At 63.9% G+C, this 24,399-nt stretch carries 24 protein-coding genes and 1 pseudogene; 14 read left to right on the forward strand and 11 right to left on the reverse strand.

Translation table 11 applies throughout. The features are described from left to right. From FZZ93_RS09295 to FZZ93_RS09310, 4 genes and pseudogenes are all read left to right on the forward strand, one after another. On the forward strand, nt 1-150 hold a 150-nt coding region (locus tag FZZ93_RS09295; protein ID WP_149322056.1), incomplete at its 5' end, for a universal stress protein. Between the two features lie 201 nt (nt 151-351). Beyond that, nucleotides 352-1,509 carry a cyclopropane fatty acyl phospholipid synthase gene (gene cfa / locus FZZ93_RS09300; protein WP_149322057.1) on the forward strand — a complete coding sequence of 386 codons (1,158 nt, stop codon included), beginning with the start codon at nt 352-354 and terminating at the stop codon, nt 1,507-1,509. Nucleotides 1,510-1,542: 33 nt separating this feature from the next. Beyond that, nucleotides 1,543-1,725, forward strand: a pseudogene (locus FZZ93_RS09305) (S-adenosylmethionine synthetase N-terminal domain-containing protein); the annotation flags it as partial. Between the two features lie 51 nt (nt 1,726-1,776). Beyond that, complete coding sequence (locus FZZ93_RS09310) at nt 1,777-2,124, forward strand: putative quinol monooxygenase (RefSeq protein WP_149322058.1); 348 nt, start codon at nt 1,777-1,779, stop codon at nt 2,122-2,124. 42 nt (nt 2,125-2,166) lie between these two features. Here FZZ93_RS09310 and FZZ93_RS09315 read toward each other — a convergent pair whose 3' ends face one another. The 3 genes from FZZ93_RS09315 to FZZ93_RS09325 are packed head-to-tail and all read right to left on the reverse strand — an operon-like array spanning nt 2,167 to nt 4,866. After that, a complete protein-coding gene (locus tag FZZ93_RS09315; protein WP_149322059.1) occupies nt 2,167-2,988 on the reverse strand; it encodes a slipin family protein in 822 nt (273 codons plus the stop codon). After that, nucleotides 2,985-4,508, reverse strand: coding sequence for an NfeD family protein (locus FZZ93_RS09320; RefSeq protein WP_149322060.1), 1,524 nt, complete (start codon nt 4,506-4,508; stop codon nt 2,985-2,987). The genes FZZ93_RS09315 and FZZ93_RS09320 overlap by 4 nt, the downstream gene beginning before the upstream one ends. 55 nt (nt 4,509-4,563) lie before the next feature. Beyond that, nucleotides 4,564-4,866: a putative quinol monooxygenase gene (locus tag FZZ93_RS09325; RefSeq protein WP_065241512.1), complete on the reverse strand. Its 303-nt coding sequence runs from the start codon at nt 4,864-4,866 to the stop codon at nt 4,564-4,566. 89 nt (nt 4,867-4,955) lie between these two features. On the opposite strand from FZZ93_RS09325, the gene FZZ93_RS09330 reads away from it, so the two are divergent. The 10 genes from FZZ93_RS09330 to FZZ93_RS09375 all read left to right on the forward strand — a co-directional run bounded on the left by FZZ93_RS09330 (nt 4,956) and on the right by FZZ93_RS09375 (nt 12,550). Beyond that, on the forward strand, nt 4,956-5,360 hold the full coding sequence (locus FZZ93_RS09330) for a VOC family protein (RefSeq protein WP_187774502.1): 405 nt from the start codon (nt 4,956-4,958) through the stop codon (nt 5,358-5,360). A 195-nt stretch (nt 5,361-5,555) separates the two neighbouring features. Continuing rightward, nucleotides 5,556-6,773 (forward strand): ABC transporter substrate-binding protein, encoded by a 1,218-nt coding sequence (locus FZZ93_RS09335; RefSeq protein WP_149322062.1) that lies wholly within the window; start codon nt 5,556-5,558, stop codon nt 6,771-6,773. A gap of 18 nt (nt 6,774-6,791) precedes the next feature. Beyond that, nucleotides 6,792-8,498, forward strand: coding sequence for an ABC transporter permease (locus FZZ93_RS09340; RefSeq protein ID WP_149322063.1), 1,707 nt, complete (start codon nt 6,792-6,794; stop codon nt 8,496-8,498). Next, nucleotides 8,495-9,127 (forward strand): ATP-binding cassette domain-containing protein, encoded by a 633-nt coding sequence (locus tag FZZ93_RS09345; protein ID WP_149322064.1) that lies wholly within the window; start codon nt 8,495-8,497, stop codon nt 9,125-9,127. The genes FZZ93_RS09340 and FZZ93_RS09345 overlap by 4 nt, the downstream gene beginning before the upstream one ends. Nucleotides 9,128-9,258: 131 nt before the next feature. Further along, complete coding sequence (locus FZZ93_RS09350; protein ID WP_149322065.1) at nt 9,259-9,540, forward strand: BufA1 family periplasmic bufferin-type metallophore; 282 nt, start codon at nt 9,259-9,261, stop codon at nt 9,538-9,540. Between the two features lie 52 nt (nt 9,541-9,592). Further along, nucleotides 9,593-10,465, forward strand: a complete 873-nt coding sequence (gene bufB, locus FZZ93_RS09355) for an MNIO family bufferin maturase (RefSeq protein WP_149322066.1) — start codon at nt 9,593-9,595, stop codon at nt 10,463-10,465. Further along, nucleotides 10,462-11,214, forward strand: coding sequence for an HvfC/BufC N-terminal domain-containing protein (locus FZZ93_RS09360; protein ID WP_149322067.1), 753 nt, complete (start codon nt 10,462-10,464; stop codon nt 11,212-11,214). The genes bufB and FZZ93_RS09360 overlap by 4 nt, the downstream gene beginning before the upstream one ends. Further along, the gene (locus FZZ93_RS09365) at nt 11,211-11,678 is read left to right on the forward strand and encodes a DoxX family protein (protein ID WP_149322068.1); all 468 of its coding nucleotides are present in this window, start codon (nt 11,211-11,213) and stop codon (nt 11,676-11,678) included. The genes FZZ93_RS09360 and FZZ93_RS09365 overlap by 4 nt, the downstream gene beginning before the upstream one ends. 78 nt (nt 11,679-11,756) lie before the next feature. Further along, a complete protein-coding gene (locus FZZ93_RS09370) occupies nt 11,757-12,359 on the forward strand; it encodes a sigma-70 family RNA polymerase sigma factor (protein WP_149322069.1) in 603 nt (200 codons plus the stop codon). After that, on the forward strand, nt 12,353-12,550 hold the full coding sequence (locus FZZ93_RS09375; protein ID WP_149322070.1) for a zf-HC2 domain-containing protein: 198 nt from the start codon (nt 12,353-12,355) through the stop codon (nt 12,548-12,550). The genes FZZ93_RS09370 and FZZ93_RS09375 overlap by 7 nt, the downstream gene beginning before the upstream one ends. A 40-nt stretch (nt 12,551-12,590) precedes the next feature. On the opposite strand, the gene FZZ93_RS09380 is transcribed toward FZZ93_RS09375, so the two are convergent. The 8 genes from FZZ93_RS09380 to FZZ93_RS09415 all read right to left on the reverse strand — a co-directional run bounded on the left by FZZ93_RS09380 (nt 12,591) and on the right by FZZ93_RS09415 (nt 24,398). Continuing rightward, nucleotides 12,591-13,268 (reverse strand): haloacid dehalogenase type II, encoded by a 678-nt coding sequence (locus FZZ93_RS09380; protein WP_149322071.1) that lies wholly within the window; start codon nt 13,266-13,268, stop codon nt 12,591-12,593. 135 nt (nt 13,269-13,403) lie between these two features. Then, entirely contained in the window at nt 13,404-14,348 is a 945-nt protein-coding gene (locus FZZ93_RS09385; protein WP_149322072.1) for a cyclodeaminase, read from the reverse strand. 142 nt (nt 14,349-14,490) lie between these two features. Continuing rightward, entirely contained in the window at nt 14,491-15,489 is a 999-nt protein-coding gene (gene eutB / locus FZZ93_RS09390) for a hydroxyectoine utilization dehydratase EutB (protein ID WP_149322073.1), read from the reverse strand. Nucleotides 15,490-15,595: 106 nt separating this feature from the next. Beyond that, on the reverse strand, nt 15,596-17,005 hold the full coding sequence (locus FZZ93_RS09395) for an aspartate aminotransferase family protein (protein ID WP_149322074.1): 1,410 nt from the start codon (nt 17,003-17,005) through the stop codon (nt 15,596-15,598). Between the two features lie 210 nt (nt 17,006-17,215). Then, nucleotides 17,216-18,697, reverse strand: a complete 1,482-nt coding sequence (locus FZZ93_RS09400; protein ID WP_149322075.1) for an NAD-dependent succinate-semialdehyde dehydrogenase — start codon at nt 18,695-18,697, stop codon at nt 17,216-17,218. A gap of 214 nt (nt 18,698-18,911) precedes the next feature. After that, nucleotides 18,912-21,692 (reverse strand): aminotransferase class I/II-fold pyridoxal phosphate-dependent enzyme, encoded by a 2,781-nt coding sequence (locus tag FZZ93_RS09405; RefSeq protein ID WP_149322076.1) that lies wholly within the window; start codon nt 21,690-21,692, stop codon nt 18,912-18,914. Between the two features lie 34 nt (nt 21,693-21,726). Beyond that, nucleotides 21,727-22,716, reverse strand: coding sequence for a C45 family autoproteolytic acyltransferase/hydrolase (locus FZZ93_RS09410; RefSeq protein ID WP_246146172.1), 990 nt, complete (start codon nt 22,714-22,716; stop codon nt 21,727-21,729). A gap of 59 nt (nt 22,717-22,775) precedes the next feature. Beyond that, nucleotides 22,776-24,398, reverse strand: a complete 1,623-nt coding sequence (locus FZZ93_RS09415; protein WP_246146173.1) for a biotin carboxylase — start codon at nt 24,396-24,398, stop codon at nt 22,776-22,778. Nucleotide 24,399: the final 1 nt, after the last annotated feature.

Below are 24,399 nucleotides of genomic sequence, written 5' to 3' on the forward strand. Positions count from 1 at the left end.
CCGACCCTGCACGCCTACCAGGAAGAACAGAACATCGACCTGCTGGTGATGGGGGCCTACGGCCATTCCCGTATTCGGCATCTGCTGGTGGGTAGTACCACTACCGAAATGCTGCGCAAGGCCGATATCCCCGTGCTGTTGCTGCGCTAACGTTTTCCGAAACCGGCCCATCGCTCGGGGTACATTTTCACTTGGTGAGTGCCGGTTTTTTTACATCGAAAAGGTACGCCTCGAAGAGGAATCTATTTCATGATCTTTGCTCCACCCTAAGCGATCACAATGTTCACCCACCACCACAAGAGGTCCCGATAACGCTTCCTTCTCCGCCAGGACACGACAAGGAACCAAGCATTGAAAAGTACGACCTTCGCGCATTCCGCTTTCTTCGATGAATCGTCTTCGTCGCATCGGTTCGTCGCCGAACTACTGGAGAAAGCGGATATCCGCATCAACGGTGATCGCCCCTGGGATATCCGCTTCAACGCCCATCGCGTCATCGACGAGGCGCTGGCACGCGGCAACCTCGGCCTTGGCGAGAGCTACATGAACGTCGCCTGGGACGCCGAGCGTCTCGACGAATTTTTCCATCACCTGCTTCGCGCACGCCTGCCCGACCAAATCAATCCGCGTAAGCTGGTCTTCCATCACCTGCGTACGCGGATGCTCAACCTTCAGACCGCCAAGCGTGCCTTCGAGGTCGGCGAGGCTCACTACGATCTGGGCAATGACTTCTACGCCGCCATGCTCGACAAGCGCATGACCTATACCTGCGGTTACTGGAAGAACGCCACCACTCTGGATGAGGCACAGGAAGCCAAGCTGGATCTCATCTGCCGCAAGCTCGAGCTGGAACCCGGCATGCGGGTACTCGACATCGGCTGCGGTTGGGGCAGTTTCATGGCCTATGCCGCCGAGCACTATGGCGTGGAATGCGTTGGCCTGACGATTTCCCGGGAACAGACCGAATACGGCAAACAACTGATGAAACATGGGCTGCCGGTGGAGTTCCGTCTCAAGGACTACCGTGACGAGACCGAGCAGTTCGATCGTATCGTCAGTATCGGCATGTTCGAGCACGTGGGGCGCAAGAATTATCGCGAGTACATGGAAGTCGCCGAGCGCTGCCTCAAGGACAACGGCCTCTTCCTGCTGCACACCATCGGCAAGAACGTGCGCGATACTTCGCCGGATCCCTGGATCGACAAGTACATCTTTCCCAACGGCGAACTGCCAGCCCTGGGGCACATCACCGATGCTGCCGAGGAGCTTTTCGTGGTCGAAGACCTGCACAACTTCGGCGCCGACTACGACAAGACCCTCATGGCCTGGCATGCCAACTTCGAGGCCAACTGGCACCGTTTCGCCGACACCTACGGCGAGCGTTTCTATCGCATGTGGCGCTATTACCTGCAAAGCTGTGCCGGTGCCTTCCGTGCTCGGGATATCCAGTTATGGCAGTTTGTACTCAGCAAGCAGGGCATTCTCGGTGGCTACCATCGGGTCAGCTGACGACGCCTTTCCATTCATCGGCTGGAAGATTCAATGAGCGGATACTCCCTGCTCACCTCCGAATCCATGTCCGAAGGGCATCCGGACAAGATCGCCGACCAGATTTCCGATGCGGCGCTCGATGCCATCATCGCTCGCGACAAGAACACGCGGGTGGCGTGCGAGACCATGGACGAAACCTTCACCACTTTCCCCTGGGAGCAGCTCGACCGGGTGGATGACCTGCGGACTGCCGCTGGTCTGTAATTCACGATACGGAGAAACGAAATGTCACAGAAGATCTACTGCATTGCCAACTTCAAGCCCAAGCCCGGCTGCGAGGAGAAGGTCTTCCAGGCCTTGCAGGCACTCGAGCCCAATGCTCACCGCGAGGACGGCTGCATCCAATACACGGTGACTCGCCACATCGACCATCCCAACGCCCGAGGGACGAGCTACCCCATCGTGTTCCACGAGATCTGGGCCAGCCGCGAAGCCTTCGAGGCACACTGCAACCGCCAGGAAATCAAGGCCTTCTTCGCCGCTCATGTCGAGGCCGACGACGGCGACGTGGAGCACGCCAACGTCTGCGTCTATACCGACGAGCCCCACGACTACGATGCCCCGCAATTCTGACCCTTGAGCCCCCTTGCAGGCCTCACCAGAGGCCTGCAAGGATCACTTCCGACCGTCATCGTTGTCGTCGGACGCGTCATCGGCCGCTGGCGACGGCCGGGAGGACGGCTTGGCGACGGAACCCTTGACCTTCTGGAAAGCCTCCATGATGTCGATGGGCAGCGGCACCACGATGGTAGAGGCGTTCTTGTTGCTCATGTCGTTCATCGTCTGCAGGTAACGCAACTGCAGGGCGGCCGGGTTCTCCGACATGATATTGGCGGCTTCGACCAGCTTCTTCGAGGCCTGCAGTTCACCTTCGGCATGAATCACCTTGGCACGCCGCTCGCGTTCGGCCTCGGCCTGACGGGCGATGGCACGAATCATGCTCTCGTCCAGGTCAACGTGCTTGATCTCCACGTTGGCGACCTTGATACCCCAGCCCTCAGCCGAGGCATCGATGATCTCCTGAATGTCGTCGTTGAGCTTGTCGCGCTCGGAGAGCATCTCGTCGAGATCGTGCTTGCCCAGCACCGAGCGCAGGGTCGTCTGGGCAAGCTGGCTGGTGGCGTTGACGAAGTGCTCCACCTGGATGATGGCCTTCTCCGGGTCCACGACCCGAAAATAGAGCACCGCGTTGACCTTGACGGTGACGTTGTCCTGGGAGATCACATCCTGCTCCGGCACGTCCATGGTGATCACCCGCAGATCGACCACCTGCATCTTCTGGATGGCGGGAATGATGATAACCAGCCCCGGCCCCTTGACCGACTGGAAGCGGCCCAGGAAGAACACCACGCCGCGCTTGTATTCCGGCAGGATGCGAATCGAGGCCGCCAGCAACAGCAGCACCAGGACGGCCGGCACGAGATAGGAAAGCATCATGACGCATTCTCCTCATCGTTGACGCCCGAAGGGCCCTCCCCCGGGGCGATATCGGCGGGTTCGACCACGACCGTCAGGCCATCCATGTCGACCACCCGCACGACCTGCCCGGGCTGGAGGAACACCTCGCTGCGGGCATTCCAGCGCTCGCCGTGCAGTCGCACATGGCCCTCGCCCTGGAACCCTTCGAGCACCCGGGCCTCGCTGCCCAGCAGCTCTTCCTGCCCGGTGCGCGCAGGGCGTCGGCGCAGGCCCATGAAACGGGTCACGACCCACAGCATCAAGCCTGCCGCCACCAGGGCCACGCCGCCGATCAGGGGCAATGATATGTTCAGGGTATCCGCGTCCATCAGCATCACCGATCCGATAACGAAGGCCACGATGCCGCCCATGCCGAGGATGCCGAAGCTCGGCATCAGGGCTTCGCCGACGATCAGCCCCATCCCGACCAGGATCAATGCCAGGCCGGCATAGTTAACGGGTAGCACCTGAAAGGCGAACAACGCCAGTAACAGCGAGATGATGCCCACGGTACCAGGCACCAGGCTACCGGGGTTGGAAAGCTCGAAGATCAGGCCGTAGAAGCCGATGATCATCAGGAAATAGGCAACATTGGGATTGGTGATCACCGCCAGCAGCCGGGTACGCCAGTCCGGATCGAAGCGCTGGATGGCCAGCCCCTCGGTGGAGAGAGTACGCCGCCCGTCGGCCATGACCACCTCGCGGCCGTCGATCTGGGTGAGCAGGTCATCGAGGTCGCTGGCCACCACATCGATGACATTACGCTCCAGCGCCTGCCTGGCAGTCAGGTTGTGCGCCTCGCGCACCGCGGATTCGGCCCAGTCGGCGTTGCGCCCGTGCCGCTCGGCCAGGGAACGGATATAGGCGACGGCATCCTCCAGCACCTTGCGCTCCATGGCAGTCTCGCCACGACGCTTGTCCGAGTCGCCGTTCTCCGAGGTTGCCGGCGCGTCGGACATTTCCTCCGCTTCGGTGCCACCGACATCATCACCGGCGCCCCCCTCTTCGTCCGGCGTTTCTTCGGGCTCGCCGCCGATACCCGGCACACCACCGCCCCCGAGCTGAACCGGCGTAGCCGAGCCCATGTGGGTCGACGGCGCCATGGCCGCCACATGGCTGGCATACAGCAGATAGGTACCGGCACTGGCGGCCCGGGCACCGGCAGGCGCGACATAGAAGGCCACCGGCACGTCGGACGCGAGCATGGCGCTGATCATGTCGCGCATCGAGGCGTCCAGGCCACCCGGCGTATTGAGGCGCACGATTACCAGCTCGGCGCCGTCCGCCTCGGCGATGGAAAGGCCGCGCTGGAAGTAATCGCTGGTGGCGGGACCGATGGCTCCCTCGAGCGTCATCACCAGCGCCGAGCCTCTCTCCTGCCCGCGCTCCGCCTGCTGGGCCACGGCCTGCCACGCCAGCAGGGCACCCGCCAGCAGCAGGCAGGCCAGGCACAGCCAGATGACGGAACGCCGCTGATGCTGCCTCGGCTCGCGATACATGCGCCTCACCTCGACACGGGAGACAACGTGAACCGTCCCGCCGTTCCCTCGGCTCTCAGCGCTCGGGATTCATCGCCAGCACATCGGCGCGAATCACCTTCTGCTCGGCGATCAGTTCGTTAACGACCGCGCGACTCTCCTTGTAGTGGGACGTTTCCTTGTGGGCCACCAGGGCCTGTTGATCAGTGTAGATCTCATAGAGGTGAATGAGGTCCGGTTCATCGCGATCTTCGATCACATCGAAGGCATGGCAGCCGGGCTCCTCGCGCACCGATGCCTCGGCATTGGGCAGCATGGCTTCGAGAAAGCGCTCCCGGGTGCCGGGCTTGAGGCGGGTCTGGACGATGATGCAGTACATGGCGATCTCCCTGGGGTTGTGGAACGATGCTATTTATGAAAATATTTTCCACTATACGTTTCAACCTCGACCGCGCACAAGGAGGCCCCATGCAACGCCCCGCTCCGTTCAACGGCATGCGCCATATCGCCCTGCAGGTTCAGGATCTCGAAGCCTGCGAACGCTTCTACGTCGAGATCCTGGGCATGGACATCCTGCGGCGCGCCCATGCCGACCTGGTCTACCTGACGCTCGGCAACGACAACGTCTCCCTGGCCCGCGCCAAGCAGGACACCGGCGGCGACCCGCAACGCCTCGACCATCTCGGTTTCGTCGTCGACGAGCGCGACGACATCGACGCCTGGCACGACTACCTGGTGTCGCAGGGCGTCGAGGTGGTGCGCGGCCCTCACGAGCATGCCGATGGCGGGCGCAGCCTCTACTGCAAGGACCCTGACGGCAACACCGTCCAGCCATTGTTTCATCCCAGTGTCTCGGGACAGCGTCTGGCTTAGCCCCCATAGCCCGACGTGGGCGCGCCCAGAGACAGGATCACCCTCGCACCGTTCAACGCTCTCGTGGCGGACCATGCCGCCTCACCCCTGCATGCCTGGCATGCTGGCTCGTTGGCGCTCCGTTTTCGGCGGCGCCCTTTTTCTTTGCCTCGCAGCGGTTACCATCAAGGGACTCCCTCGACCAGGATGCCGCCGATGCCACGCCGTTTCGCCCTAGCCCTCGCCCTGGCCGGCACCTCGCTCGCGACGAGCCTGGCCGCCGACGACACCTCGCCGCTGGATGCCTCCTGGTCCGCCATCGAGCGCCAGGCCCACGGCCAGACCGTCTACTGGAGCGCCTGGGGCGGCGATCCCGCCATCAACCGTTACATCGGCTGGGTGGCCGAGCGGATGGACGAACGACACGACCTGGAGGTCGTGCACGTCAAGGTGGACGACATCGCCACGACGATATCCCGGATCGTCGCCGAGCAGGCCGCGGGCAACGACGCAGCGGGCACCGTCGACCTGATGTGGATCAACGGCGAGAACTTCGCCGCCATGAAAAAACGTGACCTCCTGTTCGGGCCCTTCGTTCGCCAACTGCCGAACTTCTCGCTGACCGCCCCCGACGACAACCCCGAGGTGCTCACCGATTTCACCCTGCCGACCGAGGGCTACGAGTCGCCCTGGGGCAAGGCGCAGCTGACCTTCTACCACGATGCCGAACGCGTCGCTGAACCACCGCGCAGCTTGTCGGCATTGCTGTCCTGGGTCCGCGAGCATCCGGGGCGATTCACCTATCCCCTGGTGCCAAACTTCCTCGGCGGTACCTTCCTCAAGCAGGTACTGCTCTCACAGGTCGAAGACCCATCCGTGCTGGCCGACCCCGCCTCGCGTCATGATGTCGACGCCGTGATGGCACCGCTCTGGGACTATCTCGATGCCCTGCATCCCCATCTCTGGCGCCAGGGGCGACACTTTCCCTCCGGCGGCCCCGAGCTCAAGCGCCTGATGGGCGACGGCGAGCTGTCGTTGGCCTTCACCTTCAACCCGGCCGAGCCGGCCGCCGCCGTGACCGACCATCAGTTGCCTCCCAGCACTCGCAGCTATGTGCTGGAAGGCGGCACCCTGGGCAATGTCCATTTCGTGGCGATTCCCTTCAACGCTCGCCACAAGGCCGGCGCCATGGTACTGGCCAACTTCCTGCTGTCGCCCGAGGCCCAGGCCCGCAAGCAGGATATCGATGTCTGGGGCGATCCCAGCGTACTCGACATGCGCCGTCTCGATGCCGACGAGCGCCAGGCATTCGAGGGCAAGCGTCATCCCGCGAGCCCGCCTCCCGAGGCCTTGCAGCGCACCCTGCCCGAACCCCACCCGAGCTGGGTCGAGGCCCTGGAAGCACAGTGGCAGGCGCGCTATGGCGATGGCTGAAGCGAGAACGAGAGCCTGATGCCTAGCTTCGTGACAACGATACGCGCCGCGCCCGCCATGACCCTGGCGCTGCTGATCCTGCCGGTCCTCCTGGGACTGGCCGGCGTGATCGCCCCGGCCTTTGGCTGGCACCCGGCACTGGGCGGCGAAACCTTGACGCTGAACCACTGGCGGGCGCTCGGCGACACCCCCGGCCTGGTCGAGATGGTGCGCCTGAGCCTGTTCACCGGAATCGCCAGCGCCCTGGCGGCGTTCGTCAGCGTGGCGCTGTGCCTGGCCACCTTCCTCGAGACGCGCTTTTTCGGCACGATACGCCGCCTGCTCTCGCCGTTGCTGGCGGTGCCCCACGCGGCGGCCGCCATCGGGCTGGCCTTTCTGCTGACGCCCTCGGGACTGGCCAGTCGCCTGGTCTCGCCCTGGCTCAGCGGCTGGAGCCAACCGCCCGACTACCTGTTTCCCGGTGACGAGGCCGGCCTGGCCCTGATCCTCGGGCTGACGCTCAAGGAGATTCCCTTCCTGCTGTTGATGAGCCTGGCCGCCCTGCCCCAATGCCGGGCCGGGGAACGCCTGATGATGGCGCGTGCGCTGGGCTACGGGCGGCTCAACGGCTTTCTCAAGGGCGTGATGCCGGCCCTCTATCCGCTGATCCGGCTGCCGCTCTACGCGGTCATCGTCTTCGCCACCGCCAACATCGAAGTGGCCATGATCCTCGGCCCCTCGACACCACCAACCCTGGCCGTGGCCGTAGTGCGCTGGCTGGGGGATCCCGACCTGACAATGCGCTTCCAGGCCGCCGCGGGGGCGCTGCTGCAGATCGGCATCACCGCCGCCGCCCTGCTGATCTGGTGGCTGGGCGAACGGCTGGTCTCGCGGCTGGGAGCCGCCTGGCTGCGCGATGGACACCGACGACGCGGCGAATACCTGGGGCGAGGCCTCGGCAGCCTGGTGACCTGGCTGGCCATCGGCGTATTGCTCGCCGCCCTGGCGGGCCTCATTCTCTGGTCGCTGGCCGGTTACTGGCCCTTTCCGGACGCCTGGCCCGCCACGCCGACGCTGCATGCCTGGCGACAGGCCACCATGGGCCTTGGGGCATCCCTTTCGAGTACCGTCACCATCGGACTGGCCGCCACCGGCATCGCCCTGGCGCTGACCCTCGGCTGCCTGGAGGCCGAAACCCATCGTCGGCGGCCGCTGGGCGCCGGCGCTCAGTTGATCCTCTACCTGCCCTTGCTGGTCCCCCAGGTGGCCTTCCTGCAGGGGCTCGTGCAGTGGCAGGCCCAGATGGGACTCGCGCCCGGCTGGCCGGTGGTCACCCTGGGCCATGTCCTGTTCGTGCTGCCCTATACCTTCCTGTCGCTGGCGGAAAGCTATCGCCGCCAGGATCCCCGCTGGCGCCAGGTCGCCGCCACGCTCGGCGCCTCGCCCGCCAGCGTCTTTCTGCGCGTTCGCCTGCCCATGCTCGCCGCACCGATCCTGGTCGCCGGCGCCGTGGGCTTTGCCGTCAGCGTCGGCCAGTACCTGCCGACCCTGCTGCTCGGTGCCGGACGCCTGACTACCCTGACCACCGAGGCGGTGAACCTGGCCAGTGGCGGCGATCGACGCCTCACTGCCGTCTACGCCCTGTACCAGCTCGCCCTGCCGGCACTGGGCTTCCTGCTGGCCACGGCCCTGCCCCGCCTGTGGTGGCGAGACCGCCGCCAGATGCTCACCGGAGACGCCGCATGACCACCGCACCCTTGCGACTCGACGAGATCGTCATCACGCATGAAGGAAAGCCCTTGATCGAGGTCTCGGCCCGCATCGAACCCGGCGAGATCCTGACCCTGATGGGGCCGTCCGGCGTCGGCAAATCGACCCTGCTGGCCCATGTCGCCGGCTTCCTGCCGCTCGGCTTTCGCGCCTCGGGCCGCATTCGGCTGGGCGAGACCGAGCTTGGGCGGCTGCCGCCGGAACGGCGCGGTCTCGGCCTGCTGTTCCAGGATCCCCTGCTGTTTCCCCATCTCGATGTGGGCGGCAATCTGGCCTTCGGCATGCCGGCCGGCGGCGCACGTCGACAACGCCGCAGCGAGGTGGAAGCGGCGCTCGACGACATCGGCCTGGCGGGTTTCGCCGAACGCGACCCGGCCACCCTTTCGGGCGGTCAACGCGCCCGGGTCGCCCTGATGCGGGTCCTGCTCGCCCGCCCCCGCGCCATGCTGCTGGACGAGCCCTTCTCCAAGCTCGATACCGCCCTGCGCGACGAGATGCGTCGCCTGGTATTCGAGCGTATCAGGCGCGACGCTCTGCCGACCCTGATGGTGACTCATGATCGCGCCGACGCCGAGGCCGCCGGCGGGCCGCTCATCGAACTATGAGGCGCCGACCACCGACGACTTTCATGGCATCTGTAAGGTTTCGCCACCTGCTCCGACACAACAATGCCCATCGACGTATCGATCCGATGCCCGAGGGCCACCAACAACGCAGAAATGCACGGAGACAGACCATGAAACATTCCATGCTGATGGCCGCCGTCATTACCACCGCCCTTGCCCAGGCCGGCGCCATGACCACCGCCAGCGCTGACGAGGAGAAGGCCATGGAAAAATGCTATGGCGTGGCGCTGGCAGGCCAGAACGATTGCAAGGCGGGCCCCGGCACGACCTGCGCCGGTACGTCCACCGTCGACTATCAGGGCAATGCCTGGAAACTGGTCCCCGAGGGCACCTGCACCAGCATCGAAACCCCGCATGGCAACGGCAGCCTGACCGAGATCGACCGGCCCTGATTCTGTCCAACGGCTCGCCCTCCGGGGCGGGCCGCGACTCTGGAGACCTCATATGTCGATGGATGTCACTGGCCTGCCATGGGCCGCCCAGGGTATCGGCCTCAAGCATCAGCACGTTGCGGAACTCCTGGCACAACGCGCCGACGTTGATTTCCTGGAACTGCACGCCGAGAACCACATGAGTGCGGGAGGTCCGTTCCGCGACGACCTCGCCGCCATCGCCGAGCGCTATCCCCTTTCGGTGCATGGCGTCGGCTTGTCATTGGGCAGTGCCGAACCGCTGGATACCGCCCACCTGCGCCGACTCGTCCGTCTGGTCGACGAACTGCGCCCGGCGCTGGTCTCGGAGCATCTCGCCTGGAGCCGTCTGCAGGGAGACTGCTACAACGACCTGTTGCCGCTGCCGTTGACGGAGGAGAGTCTGGCCGTGGTGGTTCGGCATGTCGATGAAACGCAACAAGCGCTGGGGCGCCGCTTGCTGGTCGAAAACCCCAGCCTCTATGTGCATCTCGACAACACCCTGGAAGAGGCCGATTTTCTCGCCGAGCTCGTCGACCGGACCGGCTGCGGCTTGCTGCTGGACATCAACAACGCCTACATCAGCGCCCACAACCTCGGACGGGATCTCGATGCCTACCTCACCGCCTTGCCGCTATCGGCCGTGGGCGAGTTCCATCTCGCCGGGCACCATCTCGATACCGATGTCACCCCGCCACTGCGCATCGACGATCACGGCAGTCCCGTCTCCGACGCCGTCTGGCAGCGTTATGCCCAACTGTCACGCTGGCTGCCCCAGGTACCGACCCTGATCGAGTGGGACGCGCGCATCCCGGCCCTGTCTCGCTGGCTCGAGGAAGTCGATCTGGCGCGCTTTCACCATTCCGCACATCGAGCGACGGCCGCCACCGCGGAGGGCGGGTCATGACCTCCCTGGCCGAGTGGCAGCATCGCTTCGCCGAGGCCCTGCGGGCTCCCGACACTACGGATAGCGGCCCGAGCCGGCAGCAGGGGTTCGCCGTCTATCGCAACAACGTCAGGCAGAGCCTGATCGAGGCGCTGGCTGCAACCTTCCCGCATACCCGCACACTGCTTGGCGAACGCTTCTTCACCTCCGTGGCGAACGATTACGCGCGCCATCATCTCCCCGATGAGCCACGCCTGATCCGCTACGGGTACCGCTTTGCCGACATCCTCGACAGCCTGCCGGCGATGGCCGATTACCCCTATGTCATCGACATCTGTCGCCTCGAGCGCGCCCGGCTCGATGTCAGCCATGCCGCCGCCGCACCGCCGCTGGATGCCGAACTACTAGCCCGGGCGCATGACCCTGACGCCCTCCAGTGCAAACCCTGCCCCGCCTCGCACCACCTGATCGGACGTCATGACGTGCTCGACTTGTGGCAAGCCCTGGAGCGGGGCGAAGCCGGCGCCCCTGTCGGGGCACGGGGCCAATGGCACTGGCTGCTGGTACGCCACGGGCGACGTGTCGACATCCAACCGGTCACGCCAGCCTGCGGAGCGCTCTATCACGCCCTCGAGGCCCGACCAGCCCTCGGCGAGGCCCTGGCGGCCTGCAGCCAGCGCCATGGTCAGACGGAAACCGGCGAGGCACTCGGCACGCTGATCGGCCTTGGTGCTCTGATGCGGCTCCATGACGAGGAGGCACTATCATGAAGCTTCACTTGCTCAAGCCCCTGGCAGGCTATTATCGACACCTGACACCCTGGCTGGACCGCCTGCCCCTGGATGCGGTACTGCTGCTGATGCGTGCCGTCCTCGGCAGCGTCTTCTTCCTCTCGGCCCTGACCAAGGTGGATGCCGGCGGCATCAGTCAGAGCACCTTCTTTCTGTTCGCGAATGAATACGACCTGCCCTTGATTCCCCCAGTCCTGGCGGCATATCTGGCCACGATCGCCGAGTTCAGCTTGTCGCTGGCATTGTGGGCCGGCCTCGCCACCCGGCTCGCCGCCACGGGACTGCTGTGCATGACCCTGGTGATCCAGGTCTTCGTCTATCCCGGTGCCTGGGTCACTCATGGGCTCTGGGCCAGTAGCCTGCTGATCCTGATATTGCGCGGCCCGGGCATCGTCTCCCTGGACTGTCTGATCGGCGCTTGGCTGTCCAACACACGGCGTTGACGTCACATTTCGTTTACCCTTGTCGATGTATGGGCGCGATGGACGGTCCGATGACATCCCACGACAAGGGGGCGATTCGTGAACGACGGAACTGAGACCATTGCCGATGATCAAGGGTATGGAAAACGACTCGAGGCCGTGCGACCCCGCCTGGTGTCCTTCGCCCTCCTGCATCTACGCGACAAGGCCCGAGCCGAGGATACCGTTCAGGACGCCCTGGTGACCGCCATGGAAAAGACCGACACCTTCTCCGGACGTTCCGGATACGAAACCTGGGTATTCGGCATCCTCAAGCACAAGATTCTCGATGCCATGCGCGACCAGCGAAGCAGCGGCCAGTGGCAGCCGCTGGATGACGAGCCCCGCGATGATGTCATCGACCGGCTCTTCCAGCGGAACGGACGCTGGGAGCCTCATGCCCGTCCATCCTGCTGGGGAGATCCCGAAGCCACGCTGGAGAACGAAAGCTTCTGGCAGGTCTTCGATGCCTGCATGATCGGCTTGCCGGACAACCTCGCCCGCGTCTTCTCGCTGCGGGAGCTGATGGGACTCTCCACTCGTGACATCTGCCACGAAACCGGCATCAAGGAAAACAACTGCTGGGTGATGCTGCATCGGGCCCGGCTGAGGCTGCGTACCTGTATCGAAAGTGGCTGGCTGACGGAGAATCCCCAATGCTGATGTGCAAAGATGCCACCCGCCTGATGTCGATGAAGCGCGACCGCTCCCTGACACTCCGCGAGCGCCTGTCGCTACGCTTCCACCTGACGATGTGCAGCGCCTGTCGCGAGTGCGACCGACAATTCGAGCTGCTACATCACGCGGGTCGACACTTCGAGTCCCCGGCGGAAGACCACACCGCCGGGCATTGAGCGACTCTTCTCTTGGGGTTCCCTTTTCGGGGCTGGCAGTTCAATTCAAGTAGTCGACCAATCCCCCGAGATCGGAAACCGTAATGTCGGGATCGATGCCCCAGGAATCGAAGGGCGCCTCCGGGCTGCGCCGGACCCAGGCGGCATGCAGCCCGGCATAGCGCGCACCGATGACATCGAAGGCATTGCTGGAAATCAGCCAGGTATCGCCGGGCTCAACTTCGAGGCGCTGACGCAGATGGGCATAGACCGCCGGGTCCGGCTTGAAGCGCCGGACCTCCTCGACGCTGACGATATCGGCGAAATACTCGCTCAGGCCGGCTCCCTCGAGCAGCCCGCTCACCGCCTCGCGACTACCGTTGGAAAAGGCCACGCAGGTGACATGGGTCTCGGCGAGACGGGCCAGTGCCGCCTTGACATCGTCAAAGGCCGGCAGGCTCGCATAGGCGCCCATCAGGTGTTCCCTGTCGGTTTCGGACAGGCCGACGCCCAGCACCCGATCGGTGAAGTCCAGTGCCTCCCGGGTACAACGCGCGAAATCCACATAGGCGCCCATCAGCCCCCGCCGAAAGCTGTACTCCAGTTGCTTGTCGCGCCAGCGCCGCGAAAACTCCATCGCCATGGACGGATCGCCCAGGCGGGACTGCAACTCGGCGACCACGCCATGCGTATCGATCAGGGTGCCATAGACATCGAAGGCCAGTACGCGCCTGCTCATCACGATCTCCTCGACAAGGGGTTGATGCGGATGTCCTCAAGTTCAAGATTGGTCGCTTTGCCCATCATCGGCAAGCTCGATGACACATGTCGCGCCTAATGACAGCGTGGCTCGCCAGGCCTCGTTCGAAGCCCGCTACCCCGACAGCCGGGACAGGGCGTAATCGGCGATGGCAGTATCCTGCACGCCGGTGCCAGTGAGATCGCAGACCGTGATGGTGGCCTCCGACAGCCGCAACATCTCGCGGGCCGCGATCACCTGCCCCAGTTCGTGAACCTTGAAAGGCGTTTCACGTCCGGCGAAGGCCTTGAGTTCGCCGTTGATCTCACTCTGGGCCCGTGTATCGCAGACGAAGGCATCGGCACGGGTCAGTACCGTGGTATCCAGTTCACGCTTGTCGGGGCTGTCGGCACCCATGGCAGTGACATGCACGCCATCCGGCAGATCCCGGGCCCGCAGCAGCGGCTCCCGGGACGGCGTGGCGGTAACGATGATGTCGGCCCGCTCACAGGCCGTCGCCACATCGTCGTGCACATTGACCTCCAGGCCATGACCGCGCAGCGTTTCGGCATATGCCTCGGCGGCTTCGCGGCGCCGAGCCCAAACATCGACGATCCGGATATCACGCACCAGACGCAGCGCCTCCACCTGCCGCTCGGCCTGCTCGCCGGCACCGAGTACGGCCACGCGATGACTGTTCTCCCTCGCCAGGTGCCTGGCGGCGATGGCACCGGCCAGGGCCGTCCTGATCATGGTCAGATAGCCCTCGTCGAAGAGTACCGCTTCCACCAGTCCCGTCCGGGCGGAGAACACCATCATCAGGCCGTTGAGACTCGGCAAGCCGAGCTTGGGATTGTCGAAGAAGCCCGGGCTGACCTTGATGGCGAAGCGCTCGGCGCCACGAATGTGCGCCGTCTTGACGTCGACCTCGCCGTTGGCCTCCTCGATGGCCATGGACAGGATCGGCGGCTGCACCACCTCGCCCCGGCCAAGGGCGGCAAACCCAGCCTCCACCGCCGCCAGCGCATCACGATCGAGGGTGACGGCTCGGGCAATGGCATCGCGCTGATAAAGCTGCATGGAAAACCTCCAGTCGCAAGGGTGAGGGGTAAGAAGTGAGAGATAAGAAGTGAGAGGTAAGGGGGCTGAAGTGACCCTGAAAAAGTAGACGCCTAACGCCTAACTCTTCACTCTTCACTCTTCACTCTTCACTCTTCACTCCCTATCGTCCCGCCAGGGCTCGGGCACGCTCAAGCGTTTCCAGCGACACCCCGTTGCCGGAGAGCACCAGCGCCACCTTGCGTCCGCGCACGTCCAGCTCGTGTTCATTCAGGGCCGCCAATCCCACGGCGGCGGCGCCCTCGACGAGCAGTTTCTCGTGTTCGAGCAACTCGACCATGGCCGTGGCAATGGCTTGCTCGGAGACGCGCCAGTGCGAGTCCATGACCTCGCGCACCAGCGCGAAGGTGCAGCGATTGTCCAGCCCGATGCCGCCGCCCAGCGAATCGCCGAGGCTCTCGACCTCCTCGACCGCCACCGGATGACCGGCCAGCAGGCTGTCATGCATGGCCGCACCTTGCGACAGGCTCACGCCGGTCACTTCCAGCGACGGACGAATGGCCTTGAGGGCAGCGCCGATGCCGCCCAGCAGGCCGCCGCCGGAAAGCCCCACCAGCACGTGATCGAGATCCGGCGCATCTTCCATCAGCTCCACGCCGATGGTCCCCTGCCCGGCAGCGATCAAGGGATCGTCGAAGGGCGGAATCGCCACCATGCCGCTCTCGGCCACCAGTCGCTCGACCTCACCGAAGGCCTCGTCCTGGCTGTCGCCGACGCGCCGCACCTCGGCGCCCAAGGCCTCGACGGCTGCGACCTTGTTGTCGGGCACCCGACGCGACAGGCAGATCACTGCCGGCACGCCGAGCCGTGAGGCGGCATAGGCCACCGCCCGACCATGATTGCCCGTGGATGCGGTGGTCACGCCCGCCGCCAGCGCCTCGCGGCCGTTGCGCTCCAGCAAGGCCGCGATCATGTTGGCGACGCCACGCAGCTTGAAGGCACCGGTGGGCTGCAGGGTCTCCAGCTTGAGCAGAATCTCGGCATCGAAGCGTCGCGACAGGGCCTCGGAGCGCACCAGCGGCGTGCGCCCCGCCTGCCCGGCGATACGCCGACGCGCCGCGTAGATTTCGGCCAATGTCACGCCATGCACAGGCTTCGACATCTCACCTCTCCTCGCAGGTCATGCAACGCCAAAACACAATCGCCGCAGGGAAAACCCTACGGCGATTATCGTCACATCGCAGTGACCTTCAATGCTTTCACCAGCTTCAGGCGGCCTGGATGGCACCTTCCCGCGTCAGCGCATCGGTCACCTTGTTCACCGCCCGCTCGGTGCGCGCGACGATCTCGTCGACTTCCTCGCGAGTGGTGGTCAGCGGCGGCGCGAAGCCGAGGATATCGCCCTGCGGCATGGCGCGTGCGATCAGGTCTTCCTCGAGGGCGGCGGCGGACATGCGCGGCCCGACCTTGAGGGACGGATCGAAATGACGACGCACCGCCGGGTCGGCGGAGAACTCCAGCGCTGCCATCATGCCCACGCCACGCACCTGGCCGACGACCGGGTGGTCGGCGAAAGCGGCCTTCATGCGCTCCTGCAGGTAGGCGCCGGTCTCGGCGGCGTTGGCGGTAAGGCCTTCGCGTTCGATGATCGCCAGGTTGGCCAGCCCGGCGGCACAGCCCAGGGCGTGGCCGGAATAGGTCCAGCCGTGGCCGATCGGGCCGTACTCGCCGGTGCCCTGCTCGAGCACTTCCCAGACGCGGTCGCCGACGATCACCCCGGAGAGCGGCTGATAGGCGCTGGTCAGGCCCTTGGCGATGGTGATCAGGTCCGGCTTGATGCCGTAGTGATGGCTGCCGAAGTCGCTGCCGGTGCGACCGAAACCGCACACCACTTCGTCGGCGATCAGCAGCACGTCGTATTTGGCCAGCACCGCCTGGATCTCGTCCCAGTACCCCTCGGGCGGCGGCACGATGCCGCCGGTGCCGAGCACCGGCTCGCCGATGAAGGCGGCCACGGTGTCCGGTCCTTCGGACAGAATCATCTCCTCCAGCTTGGCGGCACAATGCTTGGAGAACTCGCGCTCGGTCATGCCTTCCTGCTCGGCGGCACGATGATAGTAGTACGGCGCCTCGGTGTGGCGGATCGTCTCGATCGGCAGGTCGAAATGATCGTGGAACGCCTTCAGCCCGGTCAGCGAGCCGGAGGCGATGCCGGAGCCGTGATAGCCGCGCATGCGCGAGATGACTTTCTTCTTCTGCGGGCGGCCGAGCACGTTGTTGTAGTAGCGCACGATCTTGAGCTGGGTCTCGTTGGCGTCGCTGCCGGACATGCCGTAGTAGACCTTGGACATGCCGGGTCCGGCCAGCTCGAGGATCTTCTCGGAAAGCGCGATCTGCGGCTCGTTGGAATGGCCCACATAGGTGTGGTAGTAGGACATCTCCAGGGCCTGCTGGTAGATCGCCTCGGCGACCTCGCTGCGGCCGTAGCCGATGTTGACGCAATACAGGCCGGCGAAGCCGTCGATGAACTCGCGGCCGTCCTTGTCGACGATCTTGATGCCCTTGCCGCCGGTGATCACGCGGCCCGGCGCGTCGCCATGGGCGAAGTCTCGCAGGTGGGTGGAGGCGTGGAAGGTCACCTTGCGGTCGCGATCGATCAGATCCTTGTGAGTGGTCATGCGTTTCTCCTTGAATAATATTGGTGCAGCGCCGGACGTCGGAAGCCACGAGTACCGAGCGGCGAGCTACGAAGGCCCCCCAGACTTCGGAGAGGGGTTGCTCGTATCTCGTATCTCGTATCTCGTATCTCGTATCTCGTATCTCGTATCTCGTAGCTCGTAGCTCGTAGCTCGTAGCTCGTAGCTCGTAGCTCGTAGCTCGTAGCCAGGCTAGCTTCCCGACACCGAACCCAGGGCCCCCAGGCAGTAGTACTTCGTTTCGAGATATTCATCGATACCGGTCACGCCGCCCTCGCGGCCCAGCCCCGACTGCTTGACGCCGCCGAAGGGCACCGGGGGGCCGGTCATCTTCACCGAGTTGACCGAGACCATGCCGTACTCCAGTGCCCGCAGCAGCTTCCAGATGCGGCGGATATCGTGGGTGTAGACATAGGCCGCCAGGCCGTACTCGGTATCGTTGGCCATCTCGATGACGTCGTCGTCGTCGCGATAGGACGTGATGCCCGCCACCGGCGCGAAGTTCTCCTCGCGCCACACCTGCATCTGCGGCGTCACGCCGGTGAGCAGGGTTGGCATGAAGAAGTTCGGACCGGGCGCCTCGCGCTGGTCGCCCGCCACCAGGGTGGCCCCGCGAGACAGCGCATCGTCGACGATGGCCGAGGCCTTCTCGACCGCCTGGCCGTGGATCAGCGGGCCCAGATCCACTTCGCTTTCCAGGCCGTTGCCCACGGTCAGCGCCGCCATGCGTTCGGCGAACTGCTCGACGAAGGCGTCGTGGATCGACTCGTGGACCAGAATGCGGTTGGCCGCCAGGCAGTCCTGGCCAGCAGTCTGGAACTTGGCCGCCACCGCCGCGAAGGCGGCTTCCCGCGGGTCCATGTCCGGCCCCACGATGAAGGGGGCATTGCCGCCGAGCTCAAGCGACACGCGCTTGACGGTGTTCGCGCTCTGCTCCAGCAGCAGGCGACCGACCCGGGTGGAACCGGTGAAGGACAGCGCCTTGATGCGCTCGTCATCGCACAGCAGCTTCGACACCTCGGCCGCCTCGCCCAGCACCACGTTGAACACCCCGGCAGGAATACCGGCGCGCTCGGCCAGTTCGGCCAGCGCCAGCGCCGAATAGGGCGTCTCGTGGGCCGGCTTGACGATCACCGGGCAGCCAGCGGCCATGGCGGCGGCGGCCTTGCGGGTGATCATCGCCAGCGGGAAGTTCCAGGGCGTGATCAGCGCGGCGATGCCCACCGGCTCCTTGATGGTCCCCAGGGCAGCGTTGGGGATATGGCTGGGAATGGTGTCGCCGAAGGTGCGCTTGCCTTCCTCGGCGAACCAGCGCACGAAGCTGGCACCGTACTCGACCTCGCCACGGGCGTCGGGCAGAGGCTTGCCCTGCTCCAGGGTCATGAGGGTGGCCAGGTCTTCGCGGTTGGCTTGCAGCAGGTCGTACCAGGCCAGCAGACGCTCGCAACGCTCGTCGGCGCGCAGTGCGCGCCACTGCACGAATGCCGCCTCGGCGGCGTCCACCGCCCCCCGGATCTGCTCGGCTTCCAGCACCGGGATATGGCCGATGGCCTCGCCGGTGGCGGGATCGAAGACGGCCTCCTCACGACCGGCATCGCCGTGAGTCCACTTGCCATCGATATAGGCATACTGACGGAACAGTCGCAGATCGCTGAGTTGGTTGGACAGCGTCATAAGCACCTCCCCTGACGCGCCGACGTCCATGCGACGCCGACCATGAAGACAACCGCGGCTCCAGCCGCGTGATGTCTCCATGATAAGGGAGATGAAGGGTCAGGACTTTTCGAAGCAAGGCGCCGGGAGCATGAGGATTTTTTTTCCCGTGCGACTGACTTGGTGTTTTTTCTGTGCGCTCGCCCGGACACCCTCGGTCGGGCAAGAACACGCCTCAGGCCGCCGCGGGATCGACTAGAGCCGCTTCGGTGAACACCAGCAGACCGAGCTCTGGACGATAGCCATGGATTTCGGTGACGTCCAGCGCCTGAAGAAAGTGCAGGATGCCTTCGCTGATCACCTGGCCCGGCACCAGCACCGGAAAGCCCGGGGGATAAGGAATCACGAAGCTCGCCGAGACCACGTCGCGTCCGGCACTCATCTGCGCCTGCAGCGCTCCGTTGTCGAAGCGCAGATATTCGGTATTTTCCTCGTCATAGGCCAGGAAATAGGCGCAACGAATGTCCCCCTGAGGCGTCTCGGAACACTGCCGGAAGGCGTCATGGAAACGACTGAAATCGGGAAGCGGCGGTAATTCCCGGGTCAAGGAGTGCACGCGATGCTCGATGATCTTGCGTTCGGGACGGCTGCTTTCCTCCCAGCGATACTCGAACTCCTTGGCCAGTTTGATCAACACATCGAGCAGATAGGCGATAGCACCGCGAGACGTACCGATGTTGGTCATGAACAACACGGTGTTGCGCGAGGTCTTGTTGATTTGAATACCGTACTTGTTCATCAGGTATTCGTTCTTGAAGGCATCACCATCCACCCCGGTAGCGCCGATGGCGATGGTCACGCGACTGGGATCGACCACGAACTCGTCGCGCGCCCATGCCTCTTCCATCTGGTTCCAGCCGGTCACCGGGTCATAGTAGGACTCGACCCCTGATTCGCGATATGCCGCGGGCACCATGTCGGCGTTCTTCAGCACTCGGAAATACTTCTGCAGCAACGGGTGCGTGTAAAGCTGCTCGCGCAGGGTGAGCGCCGCCTCGACCTGGGCGTGCACCAACTCGAAGCCCTCCATCTCGGCCTGCATGCGCCCCACGTCGAGCGAGGCAACGATCTGATAGTTGGGCGACGTCGAGGTGTGGGTCATGTACGCCTCATGAAACGGCGCCTCGACCTTCTGGCGGAAGTCCTGATCCCAGACGTGGATCATCGATCCCTGGCGCAACGAGGTCAGCGTCTTGTGGGTCGAGTGGGTCGCATAGGTACGAATACGCACCAGGTCGTGGTCAGGCAGCAACCGCCGGTCGAGCCAGGTAGCATCGTCATCCGGATCGAGCCGATCGAACTCGGCCTTCCAGGCAGCGTACTCCTCATGGTAGGCCTCGCTGCGATAGCGATCGCGCAGGGTCCGTGCCGTGTGCATGGCGGTGCGCGGGCGGTAGGTCGGGTTGAAGCCGGCAAAGGCGAACCATGCCTCGTCCCACAGGAACACCAGGTCGGGCTTGATCGCCAGGCACTCCTCCATCACCCGGCGAACGTTGTACACCACCCCGTCGAAGGTGCAGTTGGTGAGCAACAGCATCTTGACCTTGTCGAGCTCACCGGCTCGCTTGTAGGCAAGAAGGGTCTTCTTGATCTCCCGCAACGGCACGGCCCCGTACATGGAATAATCATCGAGCGGATAGGAATCCAAGTAGCTGACATGGGCACCGGCCAGCACCATTCCGTAGTGGTGCGACTTGTGGCAATCACGGTCGATCAGCACGATGTCACGGGGCTTGATCAGTGCCTGCACCACTATCTTGTTGGCCGTGGAAGTGCCGTTGGTGACGAAGAAGCTCTGTCGAGCACCGAAGGCTCGAGCGGCGTACTCCTGCGCTTTCTTGATCGGCCCATAGGGCTGCAGCAGTGAGTCGAGCCCGCCGGAGGTCGCCGAGGTCTCGGCCAGGAAGATATTGATGCCGTAGAAGTCGATCATGTGGCCCGCCCAGTGAGAGCGGGTCACCGACTTGCCCCGTGAGATGGGCATGGCGTGAAAGACCCCGGTGGGTTTCCTGCTGTACTCGCGCAAGGCATCGAAGAAGGGCGTCTGGTAACGATTGTCGATGGCACGCAGGATGGTGTGGTGCTGCTCGATATAGTCGGTCTCGCGGTAGAAGATGCGATTGAAGTAGCGGATGTCGCGACTCGCCGTGGCCTCCACGTCGCCGCTGGTGACCAGGAACTGGTCGATCTCGGGGCGCAGCTCGTGGATCATCGAACTGAGCAGGATGCTGCGCTCGGCCTCGGACTGATTCTCCAGCTCCTGCTCGGAGAGCCCCTCCAGGTAGTTGCGCAGGGCGCTCAGGTTGTACTTCGACTTGTAGGGGAACTCGTAGCGGATCAGACAGGCCTGGATATTGGGGTTGACCAGCACCGCGATCAAGGCATCCTCGAAGCTGCGCACCGTGACCACGTCATAGACAAAACGGTCCTCTGGTCGACGCAGGTTGTGAAAGGCCTCACGAACGACCTCTTCCTCCTGTGCCGAGAGGTTATCGACGATCAGCAGCTCGAAGTAGGGCTGCGCGGAGCTGTTGGAGGCCGGATGGCCGCGCCTGAGCTGATTGAGGGCATCGAGGGTCTCGAGATCTTCCGCATCGGCGTCGGTCTCGCTGAGATCGACGTGGCGTCGCCGGTAGGACTCGCTGATCAACGCCCGTACCAACCGTTTGACCACCCGCTCCAGCAGCAGGTACTCCTCTCGGTCGAACAACGACCAGAGGTGACGGAAATCTTCCTTGGAGGGAAAGGCGTGATAGTCCTCAATGATCTCCAGGCGAGTCAGCTTGACGTCTATGGCCTTGATCAGGTTCCGGGCACGTTGATCGGCGGCATCCAGCTTGCTCAGCTGGCCCAGGTCTCGCTTCAGCGCGTTCCAGGTATCGGCACGCAGTTGGGAGATCTTGTGGTAGAAGCCCAGTGCGGTATAGGGCGTTTCGGTATGACTGCTGTCATGCATGGCGACCCCCTTCTGGCTCTTGTTCTGCACCCTCTCAGCCCGTATAGAGCCCCCGTGTGCCATAGCGCACGGTGATGCGTTCTTCGGGAAAGTCATCGAACGTCAGGTCCAGACCAAGACCCGGCCAGTGAAATTCGGCTCGGCCGTCGACCGGACGATAGATTGCGGTATAGATGGTGCCCAAACCACGCGCATAGTCATGGCGGAACAGCGGCGGCGCAGCGAAGGCGGACACGAAGCGCGCTTCGCTGGTCGTCTCGTCATCCACCAGGATCGACAGCTGACGCTCGCGAATCAACGTCTCCGATGCCAGGGCATGGGCGTACCACTCGATTCTCTTCTGATGGTTGGTGGCCACTGGCACACGACGGATGCTGGCACGCTGGTCCGGGGCGATCATTGCCGTCACATAGCGCCCCGTGCTGTCGGCAACGGTGATGTTATAGGCCATGTGGGTCGGCACCCGAGCCAGCACCTCGGCAGCCTGGGGCACGTTGTCACAGAACTCCAGAATATAGCGCAGGATGATCGGTGCCCCGAAACCATCCCCCACCGCCTTGCGTCCACCGAACGCCAGGGAGACCGCCAGACCGGCATCGTTCATGCCATCCAGCACACCCCACAGGCAGTCGGACATGGCCATCACCCGTCGCTCGTTCCAGTGGCTGTAGAGGATGGTGCCCTCGCACAGCTCCGGCGGATAATCATAGTTGCGCGCCAGCAAGGTGGTGGACGACCGGGTCAGCACCGCCTGCGAGCAGCCGGTGATATAGGCCGGCGGCCGATAAAGACTCAGCAGCCGCGAACTGAGGTCTCCGCCACCTGCCAGTTCGCACAGGGTCCGATAGGTATCCATCAGTTCTGGCATATGGCGGCGCAGAGCGTTGTAGCAGGCCAGGTAGCCCGGACGCTCACGCTCGCCCTCGCTCAAGTACCACTGCTCGTAAGCCGGCCAGTGGTAGTCGAACAGCGACTTCCACCTTCGCCCGGGCACCTTCTCCCGTACGGTATGAAAGTCCAGCACCTTGGGCGCGCCGTCCCCGAACGATCGTCCCGGCGGCAGATCAGCGTGGTATCTCCCGCTCATAGGATCTTGAAGTTGCCGCCGCCGATGGCATGGCTGACAGCGACTTCCTCCACGACCGGATCCTGGAGCGGCTGGCCGGCGAACTGGCCACGGATGCCATCGATCCAGGCACGGGCTCGTTCGGTGAGCTGGAAGTCATCATCCATCAGTCGCCCACGCGTGATCAGAATCCCCAGATCGGCCCCTTCATATCGAAAATCCCCTTCACCGCTGATACGCAGGAAGAAGGCCTCTCTCTCGTTTTCGGCGGCATGAGGGTGGGAGTCGTAGTGGTCGTAGACGACGCTGCCGTCCTCTTCCATCCGCCACACTCCGGAGGCCGGCGCGGCAGTGAGCAAGTCGACATTTTCGTCGGTATGCTTGATGACCAGTTGGCTCCAGCTATCGACACTGTCGGGATGCGACCAGCGTTCATTGATCTCGTCGATATCGAGGTCGAAGTCGAGACCCGAGAACTCCAGCAGGTGGAACAGGAACAGCGGAATGTCGGAGTGAGCAAAGGCTGCCACGTTAGTCAGCGAACTCGCCCCGGTGACGCGAGGGTTGAGCTCACCGAGATAGACATCCTGGGTTGCCATGTCGATCAGGAAGTCGAGCTCGAAGTAGCCATGATAGCCTTCATCACGCAGCGCCTCGCCGAACCTGAAGGTATATTCCCGCGCCTTGTCGCGCACCGCCTGACTGAAGGCCCCGGAGAACATCTCGTTGCCGCACCACCCACCCTTGTAGGGCGTCAGCGACTTGAACCCGACCAGTTCGGTCATCAAGGGCCCCACCACGGTCCCGCAACGGGTAGAACAGGCCTCTATGGCCGAACCTCGGCAGTCAATGCGCTTCATGATCTTGACCTCGGGTTCGGCCTCGATCTCCTCGGCATGCTTGTAGTAGTCGTCCTCGCTGGCGATGAAGAAGGTGGTATGCCCCGAGTCGCCGAAGGCGGTCTGCACCACCAGGTCATCACCAAGCTCGCGGCTGACGTCACAGAGTTCCTGGTAACTACCCACCCTGGCCAGCACATTGGGCACGCTGGGAACGCCGGCCTTGTTGCCGATACGCACCGTCTCGATCTTGTTGTCCATCCGCTGACGCAGTTCGGCCGGCGGGAAAGCGACCTTGAGCCCCAACTGCTCACAGATCTCCTCGGTATGTTCATCGAACATCAAAAAGGCGGCGATACCGGCGTCATCCCCTTGGGCCCGGGACTGGATGAAGTCGATCACTTCCTTGTGTTCGAGCAGGTAGTTGTTGATGTCCTCGATGCCCTCGAAGTCGCGAGGGAATTTCTCGCGGGGTACGAAGACGTTGCGCTGGCGCCGATCGAAGCAGTCGATATAGTTGATATGACGGAAGTTTCCGACCCAGTCGCCGATTCCCAGCAGATTGAAGTTGGTGGCCGATATGAAATACACCGGTCGCTTGTTGCCGAGAAAATGACGACGGACGTCGGCAATGCTTGTTATTTTGCTCATTGTGGTTGCCCCCTGGCTATCGACGGAAGTCTCGCCCTCTGCCGCTTCGGCAGCGGGGACGAGCCGGTCGGGCTCGGTGGCGTCGGCGGTACCGGCGGCCGTGGATGGAACGAACAGGCGTCGCCAGACATCAAGGATTCCAGCAAACATG

It is taken from the genome of Halomonas eurihalina, assembly GCF_008274785.1.
GTDB classification, from domain to species: Bacteria; Pseudomonadota; Gammaproteobacteria; order Pseudomonadales; family Halomonadaceae; genus Halomonas; species Halomonas eurihalina.